Genomic DNA, 17,254 nt, shown 5'->3' on the forward strand with positions numbered 1-17,254 from the left:
ACACTGAGTTAGAATGATTTTATTTAATATTAGGACGTTTTTGACTATAGGCAGGCAATAAAGTGATGTAAAGCGGAATGTTTGCTGGCTGATAATAACGAAAAGTTCTATCTCATAACTGCCGGTGCGCTTACTGCTGCCGGGCGATGCATATCCTTTCCGCCGTTTACGTGACCCTGGCGTGGATTCGCGCCATAATATTGCCTTCTGCTTTTACTGCCGCCCCCGATGGGGTGTGCCGGAGACACTATGGAATCCTTTACTGCGGGACTGATCTCCCTGGACGATGCGCTGGCGACCATGCTGGCACAAATTACCCCGGTCAGCGAAAGTGAAACGCTGCCTCTGATTGAGGCCGCTGGCCGCATTACCGCCGCCGACGTGGTCTCACCGGTAAACGTTCCCCCCTTCGCCAACTCGGCGATGGACGGCTATGCCCTTCGCCTGGCCGATGCGCAGGCCGACACGCTGACTGTCGCCGGAAAAGCCTTCGCCGGGGTGCCGTTTAGCGGCAGCTGGCCAGCAGGCAGCTGCATACGCATTATGACCGGCGCTCCCGTTCCTGAGGGTGCGGATGCGGTGGTCATGCAGGAGGAGACCGAACGGCAGGGCGAAGCGATCCGTCTGACAGCAACCGTTACTGCCGGGCAAAATATCCGCCTGCCGGGGGAAGATATCCGCGAAGGTGACAGTGTGCTGCGTGCGGGTACGCGCCTGGGCGCGGCGGAGCTGCCGCTGCTGGCCTCGCTGGGCGTACCGGAAGTTAAGGTGCTGCGCAGGCTTCGCGTCGCCGTTTTCTCCACCGGTGACGAGCTACAAACCCCGGGCCAGCCGCAGGCACCGGGCCAAATCTACGACACCAACCGCCTGGCGGTAAAGCTGATGCTCGCTAAGCTGGGCTGCGAGGTTATCGATCTGGGCATTATCCGCGATGACCCCGATGCGCTTCGTGCGGCCTTTGACCAGGCAGACAGCCGTGCCGACGTCACCCTGAGCAGCGGTGGCGTGTCCGTTGGCGAGGCCGATTACACTAAACGTATGCTGGAAACACTCGGCGAAGTCACCTTCTGGAAGCTGGCAATTAAGCCTGGCAAGCCCTTCGCATTTGGACGACTCAAAAACAGCTGGTTCTGCGGACTCCCGGGCAATCCGGTATCCGCCGTGCTGACCTTTTATCAGCTGGTCCAGCCGCTGCTGGCGAAGCTAAGCGGCCAGCAGACCGCTGCCCTGCCGCCGCGCCAGCGGGTGAAGCTGGCCGGTAGGCTGAAAAAAACGCCGGGCAGGCTGGATTTCCAGCGCGGGATCCTTAGCCGCAACGATCGCGGCGAGCCTGAAGTGCGCAGCACCGGTCCCCAGGGTTCGCATGTTTTCAGCTCATTCAGTATGGCCAACTGCTTTATCGTGCTGGAGCGCGAGCGCGGCAGCGTAGAGGATGGCGAATGGGTTGAGGTTGAACCCTTTAACGCGCTGCTGGAGGGATAGGATGCTGCCCGAACTGCACGACGATGAGATCCTGCGTTATAACCGCCAGATTGTGCTGCGGGGATTTGACTTCGACGGGCAGGAGCGTCTGAAGGCCGCAAAAGCGCTGGTAGTCGGACTGGGCGGCCTCGGCTGCGCGGCCAGCCCCTATCTGGCCTCCGCCGGAACCGGGCATCTGACCCTGCTGGACTTTGATACCGTCTCCGTTTCCAATTTGCAGCGACAGACGCTGCATACCGATGCGGATATCGGTCAGCCGAAGGTTGACTCTGCTCGCCTGCGTCTTAGCGCCCTGAATCCTCATATCAGCCTGCGCGCCATTCATGCCCGCTTAGATGACGCAGAAATGGCCGCGCTGATTGCAGAGCATCAGGTGGTGGTCGACTGCACCGACAACGTAGAGACCCGCGAACAGCTCAACCGGCTGTGCTATGCCAGCAAAGTCCCTCTGGTGTCCGGTGCGGCAATCAGGATGGAGGGGCAGCTCAGCGTTTTCAGCTGGCAGGAGAGCGAGCCCTGCTACCGCTGTATCAGCAGGCTGTTCGGAGCGGAAACCCTGAGCTGCGTGGAGGCTGGCGTTATGGCACCGCTGGTTGGCATTATTGGATCCTTGCAGGCGATGGAGGCCATTCGCATTATGGCCGATTATGGCGCGCGTCCGGCGGCTAAGCTGCTGATGTATGACGCGATGACGCTCCAGTTCCGCAGCATGAAAGTGGCTAAGGACCCGGCCTGCGAAGTCTGTGGTCATCATATATAACCCAGTCTGTGGCCCTGAGCAGGGCCCTTTTTGTTATCACTGCTGCATTTCTCAGCTAATTCAGGCGTAATCAGAACATTTCCTCTCACTGGCACTATATTTAAGCGGTAACACCCTGAGGAATTGGAGAGTTTTATTAATGTTTTCGCCACCCCGATCGCAACCGGATGTCAGCATGAGCAGCCTGCGAACATTGATGATCGCCTTTCTGCTGATTGTTAGCCTGGCCGTCATCCTGGTGAACGGCTGGATGGTGATGGATACCTGGCAGCGCGGGTTACGGGAGACGGAAAATGACGCACGGAACCTTTCCCAGTCCGTCTCAAAACAGTCGGAAGACTCCTTTCTGCAGGTAGAGCTGACGCTCGGGGATCTGCGCGACCGCATTACCCTGATGGGGTTGGATCCCGATCGGCAAAGAAATATTGCCAGCCTGCTTCGTGAGCGTAAAGATTCACTGCCTCAGCTGCATGGCCTGTTTATTTACGATACCACAGGCACCTGGCTGGTAACCTCCGAGGGGATTTTACAGCAGCACAGTAACAACAGCGATCGTGAATACTTTCGCTTCCACCGACACAGTACCGATCCCGGAATGCATATTGGTAAGGTTATTCGCAGCCGCTCGACGGGCGACCTGGTTATCCCCCTCTCCATGCGCTTAAGTAATCTGGACGGTTCCTTTCGCGGCGTGCTGCTGGCCACGCTGCGTATTGACTATTTTCGGCAGATATTTAGCTATTACAATATAGGCGACCAGGGGCTGATGGCGCTGATGCTTAACAATGGCACCGTGTTATATGCGCGTCCTTTCCCGGACAATACCATCAACCTCAATATTTCCAACAGTCCGCTGTTTAACCGACTGCTGAAAAGCGCCTCCAGCGGCACCGCCACTTATAAGGCTGCTCTGGATGGCGTAGAGCGTATATTTGGCTATGCCACGCTGAAGCGGTACCCTTTGGTGGTGACCGTTGCCTACGGCAGTGCACAGCTGCGGCAGGCCCTGATGGCCAATCTGCTGATATATCTTGTGCTCTGCGTGATGCTGCTGTTGGTGATTGTGGCGATGGGCTATCTTCTGCTACGCAATCTTAGCAAGCATATTCAGGATCAAATGGAGCTGGCACAGGTTCGCGATCAGCTCACCGCAATGAATCATACGCTACAAACGCTGGCGCTGGTCGATAGCCTGACCGGGCTTGCCAACCGACGCAGGTTCGATCTGTGGCTGGATCGCGCTCTGCTGCGGGCTAACAAGCTGAAAACGCCGATTGCGCTGCTGATGATCGACGTCGATTTTTTCAAGCGTTTCAATGATACCTATGGGCACCTGGCCGGAGACGAGTGTCTGAAGCAGGTCGGCAGCGCCCTGTTGCAGCTGGTGCGAGGTCCTGAAGATCTCGTTACGCGCTACGGGGGTGAGGAGTTTGCGGTCATTCTGCCCGGTAGCGAACGCGAGGAGGCGCTGCGCAATGCCCATAAGGCCGTTGACGCTATCGCAGCGCTGGCGATTCCGCATTCCAGTACTGATATAGAGAGTAAGAGGGTTACCGTGAGCGTTGGGGTGCAGGTTATCGGGGGCAGCAGCGGTGATGCCACGCGTCAGGCGCTGATCGGTCTGGCGGATAAAGCACTTTACAAGGCGAAGGCGTCGGGGAAAAACCGGGTCGGTGAGGCGTAGTCGTAAATTATGTAGTGACAGTGCCAATGCGGCATTGACTCGGTGCAGTCGCCTGCGGGTGGTGCCTGATGCTGCACAGGCCTGGAGTGTCGCCAGCGGGTTGTGCCTTGCCAGGTAAAAGGCTCAGTGCCATCGACAATGGGGCCTGGTTCGCTAAAGGCCTGTTGCATTCGCCTACGGGTGCTGCACAGGCCTGGGGTGTCGCCAACGGGTGGGGCCCGGGGCTGCACAGGCCTGGGGTGTCGCCAACGGGTGGGGCCCGGGGCTGCACAGGCCTGGGGTGTCGCCAACGGGTGGGGCCCGGGGCCTGGCGGTCCTCGCGCCGCGCGTGGCGCGGTGCCTTCGCTCCGCTCGTCGACCTTTCGGAGCGGGCAGTGACGGGACATCCCTGTCCCGGCATGCCCTTGTGCCAGCATCCCTGCTGGCCCATCCGGGTCTTCCTCTCTGCACTCAGCGCTGCGGAATGCCTGTCACCGGGCCCCTCCCGTCTGCTCCTTTGCATTGTGCTGGCTGCGGTTAAGGGCGGTGTCGTGAGTCACAGGCGATTCTTGGGCAGGTTTAAAGCAAAGAGAACTCTGCAAATAAGACAACCTCCGTGCCAAAGCTTCAGGGTCGTAGCCTGGGGATTGCGCACGGTTCGCTAAAGGCCTGTTGCATTCGCCTACGGGTGGGGCCCGGTGCCTGGCTGCGGGTAAGGGCGGTATCGGAGATTCCCGGAAACTCTTCGCCAGATATGAATGCGTGCAGGAAGTATGCAATGACCAAAATAGTTGGGATATGAAGAAAATCAGAAGACTGAGAGTGCACAGTTTATTGTGACTGGTTTTTTTGTGGTGCAGATAAATGACCTAAATAGCGGCACCAAAAACTAAACCGAAAAGTGAGCCGAATCCTGCGCGACAGCAAATCTTAACGGGGATAGGCTCGGAAACCTGCGGACAGATAAACGGTTTTACTCAAAGCGGCCCAGAAGCCTGAGAGGTGGATAATCCCTGCGGGTGACGGGTAATCCGCAGCGCTGCGGCGAAGACGGAAGGCCAGGCGAGAGCAGCAGGGATGCTGCACTCAGGGAGCGGCGGGCAGGGATGCCCGCTCGCGACCGGGCCGTCCGGCCTGGAGCCGGAGCCAAAGGCACCAGGCAAAGCCTGGCGCGAGGACGCCCGGCCAACGCTGGGATTATCCACCGGCACAGCTGAAATTGCAGCCAGCACAACCAATCGGCCAACACTGGAATTATCCACCGGCACCGCAGATATTGCAGCCAGCACAACTCACCAGCGAACGCTGGGATTGTCTACCGCCACAACACATATTGCAGCCCGTTAGCCACTCCTGTGGGCTCACGGACTGCAAAAAAGTGGCTTACTTAGCTTGAAGTAGCTCAAAAACTTTCCGGATAAGTAAATGATTTTACTGGAAGCAGCTCAGCAGCCCGCGGACAGATAAACGGTTTTACTCAAAGCGGCCCAGAAGCCTGAGAGGTGGATAATCCCTGCGGGTGACGGGCATTCCGCAGCGCTGTGGCGAAGACGGAAGGCCAGGCGAGGGCAGCAGGGATGCTGCACTCAGGGAGCGGCGGGCAGGGATGCCCGCTCGCGACCGGGCCGTCCGGCCTGGAGCCGGAGCCAAAGGCACCAGGCAAAGCCTGGCGTGAGGACGCCCGGCAACCGCTGGGATTATCCACCGGCACCGCAGATTTTGCAGCCAGCAAAACCAACCAGCAAACGCTGGGATTATCCACCGACACAGCAGATATCACAGCCCGGCCCCCCATTCCATAAGCCTGCCGCCGGGCTTCTTAAATCAGACGATACCCTGACTACGCAGATAATCTTCGTAATTGCCGGTAAAATCGTTGATCTTGCCGGGAACCATCTCAATCACCCGCGTCGCCAGCGAACTGACAAACTCACGGTCGTGAGAAACGAAAATCAACGTACCTTCGTACATCTCCAGCGCCATATTCAGCGCCTCGATAGACTCCATATCCAGGTGGTTGGTTGGCTCATCCATAATCAGTACGTTCGGCTTTTCCATCATCAGCTTACCGAAAAGCATACGCCCCTTCTCACCACCGGAAAGAACCTTCGCGGGCTTACGGATATCATCCTGACTAAACAGCAAACGACCCAGAATGCCACGCACGGCCTGCTCATCATCGCTCTCCTGCTTCCACTGGCTCATCCAGTCGAAAACCGTCAGATCGTCAGCAAAATCATGAGCGTGATCCTGAGCGTAATAGCCGATACGCGCATTTTCAGACCACTTCACTGAACCCGTATCAGGCTGCAACTCACCCACCAGCGTCTTCAGCAGGGTCGTCTTACCGATACCGTTAGGACCGATAATCGCCAGCTTCTCACCCACTTCCAGCAGCAGATTAACGTTCTTAAACAGCGGACCCTGGTCGAAACCTTTACTCACCGCCTCCAGCTCCAGCGCGTTGCGGAACAGCTTCTTATCCTGATCAAAACGGATAAACGGGTTCTGACGGCTTGAGGCCTTAACTTCTTCCAGCTTGATCTTATCAATCTGCTTAGCGCGCGAGGTCGCCTGGCGAGACTTCGAGGCGTTAGCGCTGAAGCGGCTAACAAACGACTGCAATTCGTTAATCTGCGCTTTCTTCTTGGCGTTATCAGACAGCAAACGCTCGCGCGACTGGGTCGCGGCAGTCATATACTCGTCGTAATTACCGGGGTAAACGCGCAGCTCGCCGTAATCCAGATCGGCCATATGCGTGCAGACCATGTTCAGGAAGTGACGGTCATGCGAAATGATAATCATGGTACTGTTACGATCGTTCAGCACCTGCTCCAGCCAGCGAATGGTATCAATGTCCAGGTTGTTGGTCGGTTCGTCGAGCAGCAGGATATCCGGGTTAGAAAACAGCGCCTGCGCCAGCAGCACGCGCAGCTTCCAGCCGGGAGCAACCTCGCTCATCGGGCCGTAATGCTGCTCCAGCGGAATACCCACACCCAGCAGCAGTTCACCCGCGCGCGCTTCAGCGGTATAACCGTCCATTTCACCGTACTTCGACTCCAGATCGGCCACTTTATAGCCGTCTTCTTCGCTCATTTCCGGCAGGGCGTAAATGCGATCGCGCTCTTCTTTGACTTCCCACAGCTCACCGTGGCCCATGATCACCGTATCAAGTACCGTGTACTGCTCAAAGGCGAACTGATCCTGGCGTAGCTTACCGATACGCTCATTCGGATCGAGGGAGACGTTACCGCCTGACGGAACCAGATCGCCGCCAAGGATTTTCATAAAGGTGGACTTGCCGCTACCGTTGGCGCCGATCAGTCCGTAGCGGTTGCCGCCGCCAAATTTGACAGAGATATTTTCGAACAGCGGCTTACTGCCAAACTGCATGGTGACGTTACTGGAAACTAGCACAGGATTGCCTTTCGTTTGCGATGTGAGGGTGTGATTCAGCGCGCATTATGCCAAAAAAAAGGGGCGGCGAATACTCCACCGCCCCTCCCGCGTTGTTTACCGCTTGTTAGTGGCTTTTTATCTCGCGTTTCGGCGCGGGCATCGGACGCGTTTCCACGTCATTGCTGAGCCAGTCGTGCAGGTAATGCTCAATCTGTTCCAGGCTGCGATTACGGGTTTCCGGTATGCATTTCACCACAAATACCGCGCCGAACAGGCCGATCAGGGCAAAGATAAAGAATGCGCCCGCCAGGCCTACCGTCGACAGCAGTATCGGGAATGCCAGGGAGATCAGGAAATTAGCAATCCACATGGCGAAGACCGCACCGCCCATAAAGATCCCGCGCAGGCGGGTCGGGAAGATCTCCGACAGCAGCAGCCAGGTGACCGGCGACAGCGCACCCTGCTGAAAGCTCAGAAACATCAGCATACCCAGCAGCACCAAATATCCTCGCATCACGTCAGGCTGACCGCCAATTGTTTCAGGCATAAAATAACTGATGCAGCCGATAAACAGCAGACAGGCGGTACAGCCAAACTGACCTATTTTTACCATAGTGCGGCGACCCAGCTTGCCCAGCAGCCAGATACCGACAAAGGTCATTATCACCGAGATCGCCCCATTGCTGATGGTGGCGATTAGCGCCGCATCGGTACTCATGCCTACGGCTTTCAGCATGGTAGGTGCGTAATACATGATGGTATTCACGCCGGAAAGCTGCTGGATCACCGCAATCCCTACACCAATAAAAAACAGCTTCAGCAGCCACGGCTTTCTCAGTTCGCGCAGGCTCGGCTTGCCCTTATTTTCATCCTCGGTCAGGGTTTCTTCAATCTCGGTCAGTTCCCACTCCACGTCGCTTTTGGCGCGGGTACGTTCAAGCACCTGACGCGCTTCCGCCAGCCTGCCCTTCATGGCATACCAGCGCGGGGAGTCAGGCATAAACATCATACCGATCCACAGCGCCACCGCAGGAATAGTGGCAATGGCCAGCATCCAGCGCCAGGTTTCATGGCCGCCCCAGGCGGCGTTAAAACCGGCATTCGAGATATAGGCCAGCATCTGCCCGGAAACAATCATCAGCTCCTGAAGGGTCACCAGCTGACCACGCTTGTTCGCCGGGGCAATTTCAGCAATATAGACCGGCACCGTCGCGGCCGCGCCCCCTACCGCAACGCCGAGCACCAGGCGGAAGAAAATCATCCAGTTTACATCGGGTGCCATCGAGGTCCCCATTGCGCCCACGGCAAAAATCGCTGCGAGGATAATGATGATTTTCTTACGCCCGGCGGAGGCAGCGAAATGACCCGAAATCAGTGCGCCAAAAGCGGCACCGAACAGCAGCGAGCTGGTCACCAGGCCGGTAGTAAACGGCGTCAGATGGAGCTCATCGCCCATAAACAACAGCGCACCGGAGATAACGCCGGTGTCGTAACCAAAAAGCAGACCGCCCAGCGTGGCGATACAGGCGACAACCTTAACAAAGGGTTCCGTTTTGGAAGTACTGTTGGGGCCAGAGGCCCGGCTGGGCGTGAGATATTGTTCTTTCGACATAGTGATATCCTAACCTCGTCTTCTAAACCTGATGTAAAGGGATGTCGGAGAATGAAACGTCTTGTCCGACAATAGTCTGCTACCGCATTAATTTAGACCTTTTCTTTCATTTTAATTAACCATGAAAATTAAATTTTGCAACACAGCTCCCATCATCAGCTTGAAATTGTGACAAAAAGCACAGAGAGCGGCGTATACGGTTGTCTCAATTCCCATGCCATGCTATGGAACAGAGTCACCAATAAAGTGTTTTTTTGGCCTGAATATTTCACTTTTACCCGCTATAAAACCCTCAGGCGGGCAGTCTGTAAAATTATTATTCGATTTTTCCGCCTTATCACCGATCCGGGAAGCCGCGCGACATCAGACAAAGGGAGTGAAAGCGAAAGCGGGAGATATGAGCGCCAAAGACAGGAATGAGTGAAGCGAAAGCGTGAGAAATGAGCACCAAAGACAGGCTGAGTGAAAGCGAAGGCAGGAGAAGTGGTCGCGAAGGCAGTGGAAGCAAGGCCAAAGACAGTCGCGATAAGCCCTTATTCGCATAGATCGATAACAGCGTATATTCGGAAAGGATGCGAACGTCTCAACGGGCGAGCGAAACAAGGATCGGCAGGATGCGGTGATGGCCTGTCGCCCGCATCAACCACTAACCGGATGCGGCAGTCGGGAAGACGGCCGCCCGGTTACTCGTCTGACGCAGGCTGTCGCAAGGGAGGCACATCCCTCATCTGGCGCGCGCCGTTGCTATGGAGGTACATTCCTCGTCTGGCGCGCGCCGGTTATAAGGTGATCCTAAGGTGTTTTACTGCCGCTCACGGCCGGGCCGAAGACCGAATAATTTGGCAGCTGAACGTTTTGATACAGCTCCCAGCCCCCGCCAAGGGCTTTGTAAAGCGCAACCAGATCCAGGCTGGTCTGCACCCTGGCCGAGGCGGCCTGCTGCTTCGCCTGAGCCAGCTGACGCTGGGCATCCAGCGCATCAATAAACGTCGAGAGCCCCTGACGATAGCTGTCGTTAGCCAGATTAAAGGCGTTCTGTAGCGCATCGACCGTCTGATCCAGTCCCTCCACCTGCTGCTGATCGGTACGGTAGCTGACCAGCGCGTTTTCCACATCCTGCAGGGCGGTCAGGACCGTTTGTCGGTAGCCCAGGGCGGCATTAGCCTGTTCGGCGCGAGCCAGCTTAACGCTGGAAACCAGCCTGCCCCCCTGGAAAATGGGAATCGACAGGGACGGACCAAAGCTATAGAAATTACTGCTCCAGTTATCCAGGTAGCTGGCATCGGTATTACGCATGCCAAACTGCCCGGTTAACGAGAGATCGGGGAACAGCTGCGCTACCGATACGCCGATATTAGCGGTGGCGGCATGGAGTTGCGCCTCCGCCTCACGGACGTCAGGCCGTCGGCGGGCCAGCGTGGAGGGAATACCCACCGGCACCACCTGCGGCAGCGGTGGCAGGGTCTTAGACTGAGTGAGTTCAGCATCCAGCGCGCCCGGAGGCTTACCGATTAACACCGCCAGCCCGTTCATGGCCTGACGCATCTGCGCCTGATACTGCGGCAGCTGGGCTTTAAGTGAGTTCAGCTGCGCGCGCGCGTTTTCCACATCCATTTGTGGGGCCAGACCGTTACGCTGCTGACTCTGGGTCAGCTCCAGCGTCTGCTGCGCCACGTCAATCTGGCTTTGCAGCGTCTGGCTGATTGACTGCGCGCCCCGCAGCTGCAAATAGGTACGGGCAACTTCGGCTTCCAGAGAAACCAGCGCATCGTTGCGGTTCTCGATCGACTGCTGCTGCTGCGCCTTCGCCATCTCAACCTGACGACGCACTTTGCCCCACAGATCTATCTCCCATGAGGCGTCAAAGCTCCCCTGGTAAAGCGTAACCGGCTTGTTCAGGCCATCCAGGGCCGAACGGGCCTGGGGGTTGAGCTGATCGGCCTGGTCATACACGCCGTTCGATTCCAGCTCACCCTTAAGACCAGGCTGCTCACGATTGAGTGAGGCATTGCCGTTCACCGACGGGAACCAGGCTCCACGCGCCTGATTAAGCTGCTGTCGCGAGCCAGCGATGCGCAGCACCGCCTGTTGCAGGCTGATGTTGCCCGCAATGGCGCGATCGATCAGGCTGTCGAGCTGGGGATCGCGAAAGGATTTCCACCAGCTGGCATTGGTCTGCGTCGCCTGTGGGCGGGAACCGCCATCGCCCTGCATACCGTTGAAGGCCACTGGCGTCACCGGCTTCGGCGCCTGATAGTCTGGCCCGACGGAACAGCCCGACAGCGCCAGCAGAGTAACCATTAGCGTCGCTATCCGCGAATGCCGGAATAAAGGAGAAACGTTCATGTCAGTGTGCTCCAGCACTGCCCTCGCTCTTAATCGGCGCAAGCAGAAGACAAAAAGGGATAAGGATCAGGGCAACGATACTCATGCCCAAAAAGACGTCGATATAGGCCAGAATGCGCGCCTGGGCAATCATCTCTTTATACAGCTGGCCGGTGGCTATCGTAACCGGATCGCCTACCGCCGAGGTGAAATCTTTCACCCCCTGCGCCCAGCGTGCAACCGTCAGGTTAAAGGGTTCATTCAACGCTGACATGTTGTGCACCATATTGGCGCTATGCGTCTGTTCCCGCTCGGTGATCATCGCTGTCGAGAGCGAAATCCCAATCGAACCGGCCACGTTACGGCACATGGTGAACAGCGCCGAGGCATCCGCGTTAAGGCGCTGCGGAATGGTGACAAAGGCGACGGTGCTTAACGGCACAAACAGGAAGCCCAGCCCGATAGTCTGTGCGCTACGCATCAGCACCAGGGTGGTAAAATCCACATCCGGCGTCAGCGTCGCGGAGTAGAGAAACGAGACGAACAGGCAGCTGAAGCCGAAGGCAATGATCCACCTGGCCTGCACGATGGGCATCAGCTTTATCACCAGCGGGATGGTCAGGACGATCAGCAGAGCGCCTGGCGAGAGCACCAGCCCGGACCAGGTGGCGGTGTAGCCCAAATCCTGCTGTGCCAGCTGAGGTATCACCACGGAGGTGCCATAGAGGATCATCGCCATCCCCCCCATCAGCAGGCTGGCAATTGCGAAGTTGCGGTCTTTCAGACAGTGAAGATCGACCACTGGCTTCTTCGCGTACATCAGCCAGTAGACCGCCCCCACCAGCCCGATGGCGGTCAACAGGGCAAAGGTGACAATGAAGGGTGAACTAAACCAGTCATCATCCTCCCCGCGATCGAGCATCACCTGCAGGCAGCCCAGCCCCAGCGTAATCAGCCCAATCCCGATATAGTCGATGCTAAGCTTACCTTTCGCCCATTTACGCTCCCACGGCGGATCTTCCAGCAGATGGTAAATAGCCAGCACGCTGAATATTCCAACCGGAATGTTGATAAAGAAAACCCAGCGCCAGCTGTAGTTATCGGTGATCCAGCCGCCAAGCGTCGGACCGAGGACCGGTGCCACAATGATCGCGATTGAGGACAGGCCAAACGCCTTACCGCGATCCTCTGCTTTAAAGTAGTCCAGCAGCACGGACTGCTGTACTGGCTGGAGTCCACCGCCGAAGAACCCCTGCAATATCCTGAACAGAATGATCTGCCACAGCTCCGTCGCGATACCGCACAGGAAAGAGCAGATGGTAAACATCACGATACAGATCAGGAAGAACTGCTTGCGACCAAGCATACGGCTGAGGAAGGCCGAAATTGGCAGCACAATACCGTTTGCCACCAGATAAGAGGTCAGCACCCAGGTCGATTCATCGTAGCTGGAGGAGAGCGTACCGGCGACGTGAGGCAGCGCCACATTGACGATGGTGGTATCCAGGATCTCCATGAATACCGCCAGCGTCACCGTTATGGCAACCAGCCAGGGGTTACTGGCTGGCTGCCAGCTCTGGCTGTGACTCATTCCACCGTCACCTTCGGTTCAACTGACAGGCCCAGCGGCAGCGGTTTGTTCGCGTCCAGCCCTTTATCAATGATGATTTTAACCGGGACGCGTTGGACAATTTTCACGTAGTTGCCGGTGGCATTTTCTGACGGGAAGGTCGAGAAGCGTGAGCCGGAGCCCATCTGGACGCTGTCAATATGCCCTTCGAGCTTCATATCCGGCCAGGCATCAACGGTGATATCAACCTTATCGCCCGGTTTCATGCGCTCAAGCTGAGACTCTTTGAAGTTGGCGGTGACCCATACGTCGGGTGAGACCAGCGAAAACAGCGCACTCCCTGCCTGCACCAGCGTCCCCACCTGAACGTTACGTTTAGTCACGAAGCCATCGTAAGGGGCGCGGACTTCGGTATAGGAGAGGTTCAGGTTAGCGGTATTAAGCTGCGCCTGAGCCTGTTCCACCTGCTGTTGGCGCGCTTCGACGTTGGTTTCCTGCTGACGAATTTGCAGCTGGATTTGCGAGGCAACTTCAACCTGGGCCTTTGCGCTCTCCAGTTCAGCGCGCGCACTTCTTAACTGCGCGCTGGCCGCATCAATATTACGCTGTGAGGTGGCGCGAGGATCCACACCACGCTGACGTTTGTAATCTTCCTGGGCGTTAAGCATATTCGCTTCGGCTTTCGCCTGCTGCGCCAGGGCCTGGTCTTTCTGCGCCGGGTACTGTACGCGGGACAGCTCCAGTGAAGCCTGGGCCTGATGAAGCTGTGCAACCGCCAGCCCCAGCTGGGCCTGAGCCTGATCGCGCTGGGCGGTGTTATCACGCGGATCAATCACCACCAGCAGATCGCCTTTTTTCACCCGCTGGTTATCCTTCACCCGCAGCTCCGTTACGTAGCCAGAGGCTTTCGGGGCAATAGTGACCGCATCCGATTCGGTAAAGGCATCGTCGGTGGTTTCGATATTGCGGTTGGTTAGCCAGAACCACAGCCCGACAATGATCATCACCACCACCACTATCCCCAGAATGATGAGCGGCTTCTTGCCCGGGCGCTTGCGCTCAGGCTCACCGTTATCCTGCTGGTCGCCATCACCCTGCTGATTATCGTTGCCCTGCGGGTTCTGGTTATCCTGCGGGTTATCGTTGCCCTGCTGGTTTTGATTACCCTGCGGGTTACCGTTGTTCTGCTGGTTTTGGTTACCCTGCGCATTACCGTTGTTCTGCTGGTTTTGGTTACCCTGAGAATGCCCGTTATCCGGTGAATTCTGGTTAGCCTGTGAGGGTTGATTTTGCTGCTGATTGTTATTGCGACGACTCAGGTCATCATCTGAGGAAGAAGTTGATTGATTAGCCATAGTTCTCATCAGTTTACAGCGGGCCCAGTTCGGGCCCGGAGGATTCATTCTGCTATAACAATAGGACGTAAATTGACAAATGCCAGCGTTTCTTTACGAAGTCAGACCAGGCTGACTTTATACCGCATGAATGCCTAAAAACAGCGCCCATGCCAGCAGCGATCCGGCATTTACCGCCAGCGCCTCGAAGATGATCAGACGATTTATGGGCAGCGCGGAGTAGCGCTTAAGGGTCGGGGTGAGCGGCACCAGGATAAAGAGTCCGACACCGTTGGTTAGCACGGTAGACAGCAGCGCGGCAGCCCCAGCAAAATTAACAGATGCAGTAAGCGATCCTGCAGAAAAGGCCGGAGCAGCGTTGCCATAGAGACTCACAAAGAGGACAGCGTTATTGTTGGTTTTCGTAAAACTGCTTAAAAATGGCCAGCGTCTCATCACTCACATGATGTTCAAGACCTTCGGCATCCCGCCGGGCGGTTTCCGGGCTGATACCGAGCGCCAGCAAAAAGGTTTCCACAATATGGTGTCGCTCGCGGCTCTCTTCCGCCAGCGCCTCACCCTCTGCGGTAAGAAACACTCCGCGGTAAGGAACCTGCTCGACAAGACCCCCACCCGCCAGCCTTTTCAGCATTTTGGCAACGGTGGGCTGCGAGACGCCCAGGCGGGCGGCCATATCCACCTGGCGCGCTTCACCAAATTCACGGATCAAATCTGAAATAAGCTCAACGTAGTCATCAATCAGCTCACGACGATGGGCTTCACGTACCTGGCGGAAGCCTTCGACATGCTCTTCGATCTCTTTCAGTTGCGCGGGCACTGCACTTTTTGCGCGACGACTCATTCAGCTTCCTCTTAAGTATTCCTGACGCGTAGCTTCAGCCTCAGTAGTGTGTGCCACATTGTAAACGAAGCACGACGAAGCACAAATATTCGCTACATAGCACTGGCTACGAATTATAGCTCATGCTATAACTGTCTATAAAGCGTACGTATGACTGCGGAGGCCCATCTGATGAAAACACCCCTTTTGCTAAAGCTGCTCTGCCGCTCACCGTTTACGCTGCGGCTGATGCTGCTGGAGATGCTGACGCATCAAACGCCTGCTCCCTCTAAATGAGTGTTTAAACAGCCATAAAAAAATCCGCCACGAAGGGCGGATTTTTTTCGTGCCAGCCGGACCGGCTGTGGCAGTAGCAGCTTAGAAGCTGTAACCTACGCCAGCGATCCAGGTGCCAACGTCAACGCTACGGATACGGCTCTGCTCGTAACCTACATCCAGAGCAACGTTCTGGATTGGGTTGAACTGCAGACCAGCACCGTAGGAGAAACCTACGTCGCTTGAATCAGCTTTGTCACGTACGGTAGTGTCGTTTTCCTGGAATTTGCCGTAGCCAATACCCACAACGCCGTAGATGCTAGCCCAATCGTTCAGGCGGTAAGCAGGACCACCAGTGATACCGTAGTACTGGCCTTTGTTATAAACGCCTGCATCGGTACGATCTTTTTCGGTGTAAGTGAAAGAACCGATCCAACCCAGTGGATCGCTGCCGTTTTCATAGCGATACTTCAGGTTAAAACCGTTAGCTTTGTTTGCTACACCCTGATAATCGCTCTGAGCGTAACCGCCGGTAACGGTGCTTTGCGCCATTGCTGAACCAGCAGAAACTGCCAGTACACAAGCCAGTGCTGAAAGACATGCAATTTTTTTCATAACCACCTCAAATGTGAAAGTACTTCTCTCCTGACAACGCTGGAAATATAACAAAACTTAGCCAGAAACTCTGCCCTGATTTTGTTGTCCAACACAATGTTTGGTGTAACAGAAGGTTAATGGAGTAACCTATGTCATTCTTTTTACTTATAAATACCCCCTTCAAACCAAAGTTCCGTAAAGGCGAAAAAAAATTGCTCATTAAGATTATTCCTAATTAAAAAGGCCCTTTCCTGACATAACTACACACTCGACTGGCCTTATCGCGACTTTTTTTCACCCTTCTTTACCGCTATCACTGCCCATCAAGTAGACTATTGTGAACGTTTACCTCGCTTCACTTACATGAACAAGGATGGTCACAGGATGTCTGCCGCTTCACCTTCATCTTCTGGTACAACCCCGCCCTGGCTCCCGGTGCTGGTGCTGCTCATTGCGATGACCTCAATTCAGGGCGGGGCCGCGCTGGCTAAAACGCTCTTCTCTGACGTAGGTGCAACTGGTATTACCGCGCTGCGCCTGGCCTTCGGCACCGTTATCCTCTGCGTTATTTTTAAACCCTGGCGATTGCAGTTCAGCCGTCAGCAGATTACGCCCCTGCTGCTCTATGGTCTGGCGCTGGGTGGAATGAATTATTCGTTTTACCTGGCGTTGCGCACCATCCCGCTGGGCGTGGGCGTGGCGCTTGAGTTCACCGGACCGCTGGCGCTGGCGCTGGCTGGCTCCCGCCGGCCGCTGGATTTTCTGTGGGTGGTGCTGGCGCTTGCGGGGCTATGGTTCCTGCTGCCACTCAGCAAGGATATTTCAGGGGTGGATCCTAAAGGTGCGATGCTGGCCGTGCTGGCAGGCGGCTTTTGGGCAGTTTACATTCTCGCGGGCAAACGGGCCGGCGCTCATCACGGTCCGGCGACCGTGGCGATGGGATCGCTGATCGCGTCGGTGATATTTGTTCCCGTCGGACTCGCTTTTGCGCATAGCGGTATCTGGAGCCTGTCGATCGTTCCGGTTGCACTGGCGATCGCCGTTCTCTCCAGCGCCCTGCCCTACTCACTGGAGATGGTAGCCCTCACGCGTCTGCCCGCGAAAACTTTCGGCACCCTGATGAGTCTGGAACCGGCGATGGCGGCGATGTCGGGCATGCTGTTTCTTGGCGAGGTGCTATCGCTGGTGCAGTGGCTGGGCCTGCTGGCGATAATTCTGGCCTCCGTCGGTTCCACGCTGACGCTGCGTCCGCCAAAGCAGAAAATTATCCGGGTCGGTAAGTAAGTAGCCAGGCTCGCTTATCAGCCGACCCGGGAGGTGTAAGGCGTATGCTATTCGACCAATAGGCATCACCTTTCCGGCAGGGTTAAAAACCGGTGCTATACTTAGTTCCGT

At 56.3% G+C, this 17,254-nt stretch carries 13 protein-coding genes and 1 pseudogene; 6 read left to right on the forward strand and 8 right to left on the reverse strand.

Annotated elements, in window-relative coordinates; genetic code table 11:
• The first annotated feature begins 249 nt into the window (after positions 1-249).
• The 5 genes from moeA to AC4PCC_RS13735 all read left to right on the forward strand — a co-directional run bounded on the left by moeA (position 250) and on the right by AC4PCC_RS13735 (position 5,707).
• Complete coding sequence (gene moeA / locus AC4PCC_RS13715) at positions 250-1,482, forward strand: molybdopterin molybdotransferase MoeA (protein ID WP_492124881.1); 1,233 nt, start codon at positions 250-252, stop codon at positions 1,480-1,482.
• A 1-nt stretch (position 1,483) separates the two neighbouring features.
• Positions 1,484-2,242, forward strand: a complete 759-nt coding sequence (moeB, locus tag AC4PCC_RS13720; RefSeq protein ID WP_492124882.1) for a molybdopterin-synthase adenylyltransferase MoeB — start codon at positions 1,484-1,486, stop codon at positions 2,240-2,242.
• 175 nt (positions 2,243-2,417) lie between these two features.
• The gene (locus tag AC4PCC_RS13725; protein ID WP_492124883.1) at positions 2,418-3,926 is read left to right on the forward strand and encodes a sensor domain-containing diguanylate cyclase; all 1,509 of its coding nucleotides are present in this window, start codon (positions 2,418-2,420) and stop codon (positions 3,924-3,926) included.
• A 1,056-nt stretch (positions 3,927-4,982) separates the two neighbouring features.
• Entirely contained in the window at positions 4,983-5,252 is a 270-nt protein-coding gene (locus AC4PCC_RS13730) for a hypothetical protein (RefSeq protein WP_492124884.1), read from the forward strand.
• Between the two features lie 230 nt (positions 5,253-5,482).
• Complete coding sequence (locus tag AC4PCC_RS13735; protein WP_492124885.1) at positions 5,483-5,707, forward strand: hypothetical protein; 225 nt, start codon at positions 5,483-5,485, stop codon at positions 5,705-5,707.
• Between the two features lie 22 nt (positions 5,708-5,729).
• On the opposite strand, the gene AC4PCC_RS13740 is transcribed toward AC4PCC_RS13735, so the two are convergent.
• The 8 genes and pseudogenes from AC4PCC_RS13740 to ompX form a co-directional block, all read right to left on the reverse strand.
• Entirely contained in the window at positions 5,730-7,322 is a 1,593-nt protein-coding gene (locus AC4PCC_RS13740) for an ABC-F family ATPase (protein ID WP_067702675.1), read from the reverse strand.
• Positions 7,323-7,428: 106 nt separating this feature from the next.
• On the reverse strand, positions 7,429-8,916 hold the full coding sequence (locus AC4PCC_RS13745) for a sugar porter family MFS transporter (protein ID WP_492124886.1): 1,488 nt from the start codon (positions 8,914-8,916) through the stop codon (positions 7,429-7,431).
• A gap of 792 nt (positions 8,917-9,708) precedes the next feature.
• The gene (locus AC4PCC_RS13750; RefSeq protein ID WP_492124887.1) at positions 9,709-11,262 is read right to left on the reverse strand and encodes an efflux transporter outer membrane subunit; all 1,554 of its coding nucleotides are present in this window, start codon (positions 11,260-11,262) and stop codon (positions 9,709-9,711) included.
• A gap of 1 nt (position 11,263) precedes the next feature.
• Positions 11,264-12,832, reverse strand: a complete 1,569-nt coding sequence (locus AC4PCC_RS13755; RefSeq protein ID WP_492124888.1) for a DHA2 family efflux MFS transporter permease subunit — start codon at positions 12,830-12,832, stop codon at positions 11,264-11,266.
• Positions 12,829-14,166, reverse strand: a complete 1,338-nt coding sequence (locus AC4PCC_RS13760; protein ID WP_492124889.1) for an HlyD family secretion protein — start codon at positions 14,164-14,166, stop codon at positions 12,829-12,831. The genes AC4PCC_RS13755 and AC4PCC_RS13760 overlap by 4 nt, the downstream gene beginning before the upstream one ends.
• A gap of 153 nt (positions 14,167-14,319) precedes the next feature.
• Positions 14,320-14,469: pseudogene (locus AC4PCC_RS13765) on the reverse strand (anion transporter); the annotation flags it as partial.
• Positions 14,470-14,554: 85 nt separating this feature from the next.
• The gene (gene mntR / locus AC4PCC_RS13770) at positions 14,555-15,007 is read right to left on the reverse strand and encodes a manganese-binding transcriptional regulator MntR (RefSeq protein ID WP_067702659.1); all 453 of its coding nucleotides are present in this window, start codon (positions 15,005-15,007) and stop codon (positions 14,555-14,557) included.
• A 357-nt stretch (positions 15,008-15,364) separates the two neighbouring features.
• Positions 15,365-15,877 carry an outer membrane protein OmpX gene (gene ompX, locus AC4PCC_RS13775; protein WP_067702657.1) on the reverse strand — a complete coding sequence of 171 codons (513 nt, stop codon included), beginning with the start codon at positions 15,875-15,877 and terminating at the stop codon, positions 15,365-15,367.
• A gap of 366 nt (positions 15,878-16,243) precedes the next feature.
• On the opposite strand from ompX, the gene rhtA reads away from it, so the two are divergent.
• Positions 16,244-17,143, forward strand: coding sequence for a threonine/homoserine exporter RhtA (rhtA, locus tag AC4PCC_RS13780; protein WP_067702654.1), 900 nt, complete (start codon positions 16,244-16,246; stop codon positions 17,141-17,143).
• The last annotated feature ends 111 nt before the right edge of the window (positions 17,144-17,254 follow it).

This window comes from Erwinia sp. L03-1 (assembly GCF_058686115.1).

What these genes read in the sequence shown, in the direction of transcription:
- moeA (WP_492124881.1), top strand. Translation starts at nt 250, where the DNA reads ATGGAATCCTTTACTGCGGGACTGATCTCCCTGGACGATGCGCTGGCG.
- moeB (WP_492124882.1), top strand. Translation starts at nt 1,484, where the DNA reads ATGCTGCCCGAACTGCACGACGATGAGATCCTGCGTTATAACCGCCAG.
- AC4PCC_RS13725 (WP_492124883.1), top strand. Translation starts at nt 2,418, where the DNA reads ATGAGCAGCCTGCGAACATTGATGATCGCCTTTCTGCTGATTGTTAGC.
- AC4PCC_RS13730 (WP_492124884.1), top strand. Translation starts at nt 4,983, where the DNA reads ATGCTGCACTCAGGGAGCGGCGGGCAGGGATGCCCGCTCGCGACCGGG.
- AC4PCC_RS13735 (WP_492124885.1), top strand. Translation starts at nt 5,483, where the DNA reads ATGCTGCACTCAGGGAGCGGCGGGCAGGGATGCCCGCTCGCGACCGGG.
- AC4PCC_RS13745 (WP_492124886.1), bottom strand. Translation starts at nt 8,916, where the DNA reads ATGTCGAAAGAACAATATCTCACGCCCAGCCGGGCCTCTGGCCCCAAC.
- AC4PCC_RS13750 (WP_492124887.1), bottom strand. Translation starts at nt 11,262, where the DNA reads ATGAACGTTTCTCCTTTATTCCGGCATTCGCGGATAGCGACGCTAATG.
- AC4PCC_RS13755 (WP_492124888.1), bottom strand. Translation starts at nt 12,832, where the DNA reads ATGAGTCACAGCCAGAGCTGGCAGCCAGCCAGTAACCCCTGGCTGGTT.
- AC4PCC_RS13760 (WP_492124889.1), bottom strand. Translation starts at nt 14,166, where the DNA reads ATGGCTAATCAATCAACTTCTTCCTCAGATGATGACCTGAGTCGTCGC.
- mntR (WP_067702659.1), bottom strand. Translation starts at nt 15,007, where the DNA reads ATGAGTCGTCGCGCAAAAAGTGCAGTGCCCGCGCAACTGAAAGAGATC.
- ompX (WP_067702657.1), bottom strand. Translation starts at nt 15,877, where the DNA reads ATGAAAAAAATTGCATGTCTTTCAGCACTGGCTTGTGTACTGGCAGTT.
- rhtA (WP_067702654.1), top strand. Translation starts at nt 16,244, where the DNA reads ATGTCTGCCGCTTCACCTTCATCTTCTGGTACAACCCCGCCCTGGCTC.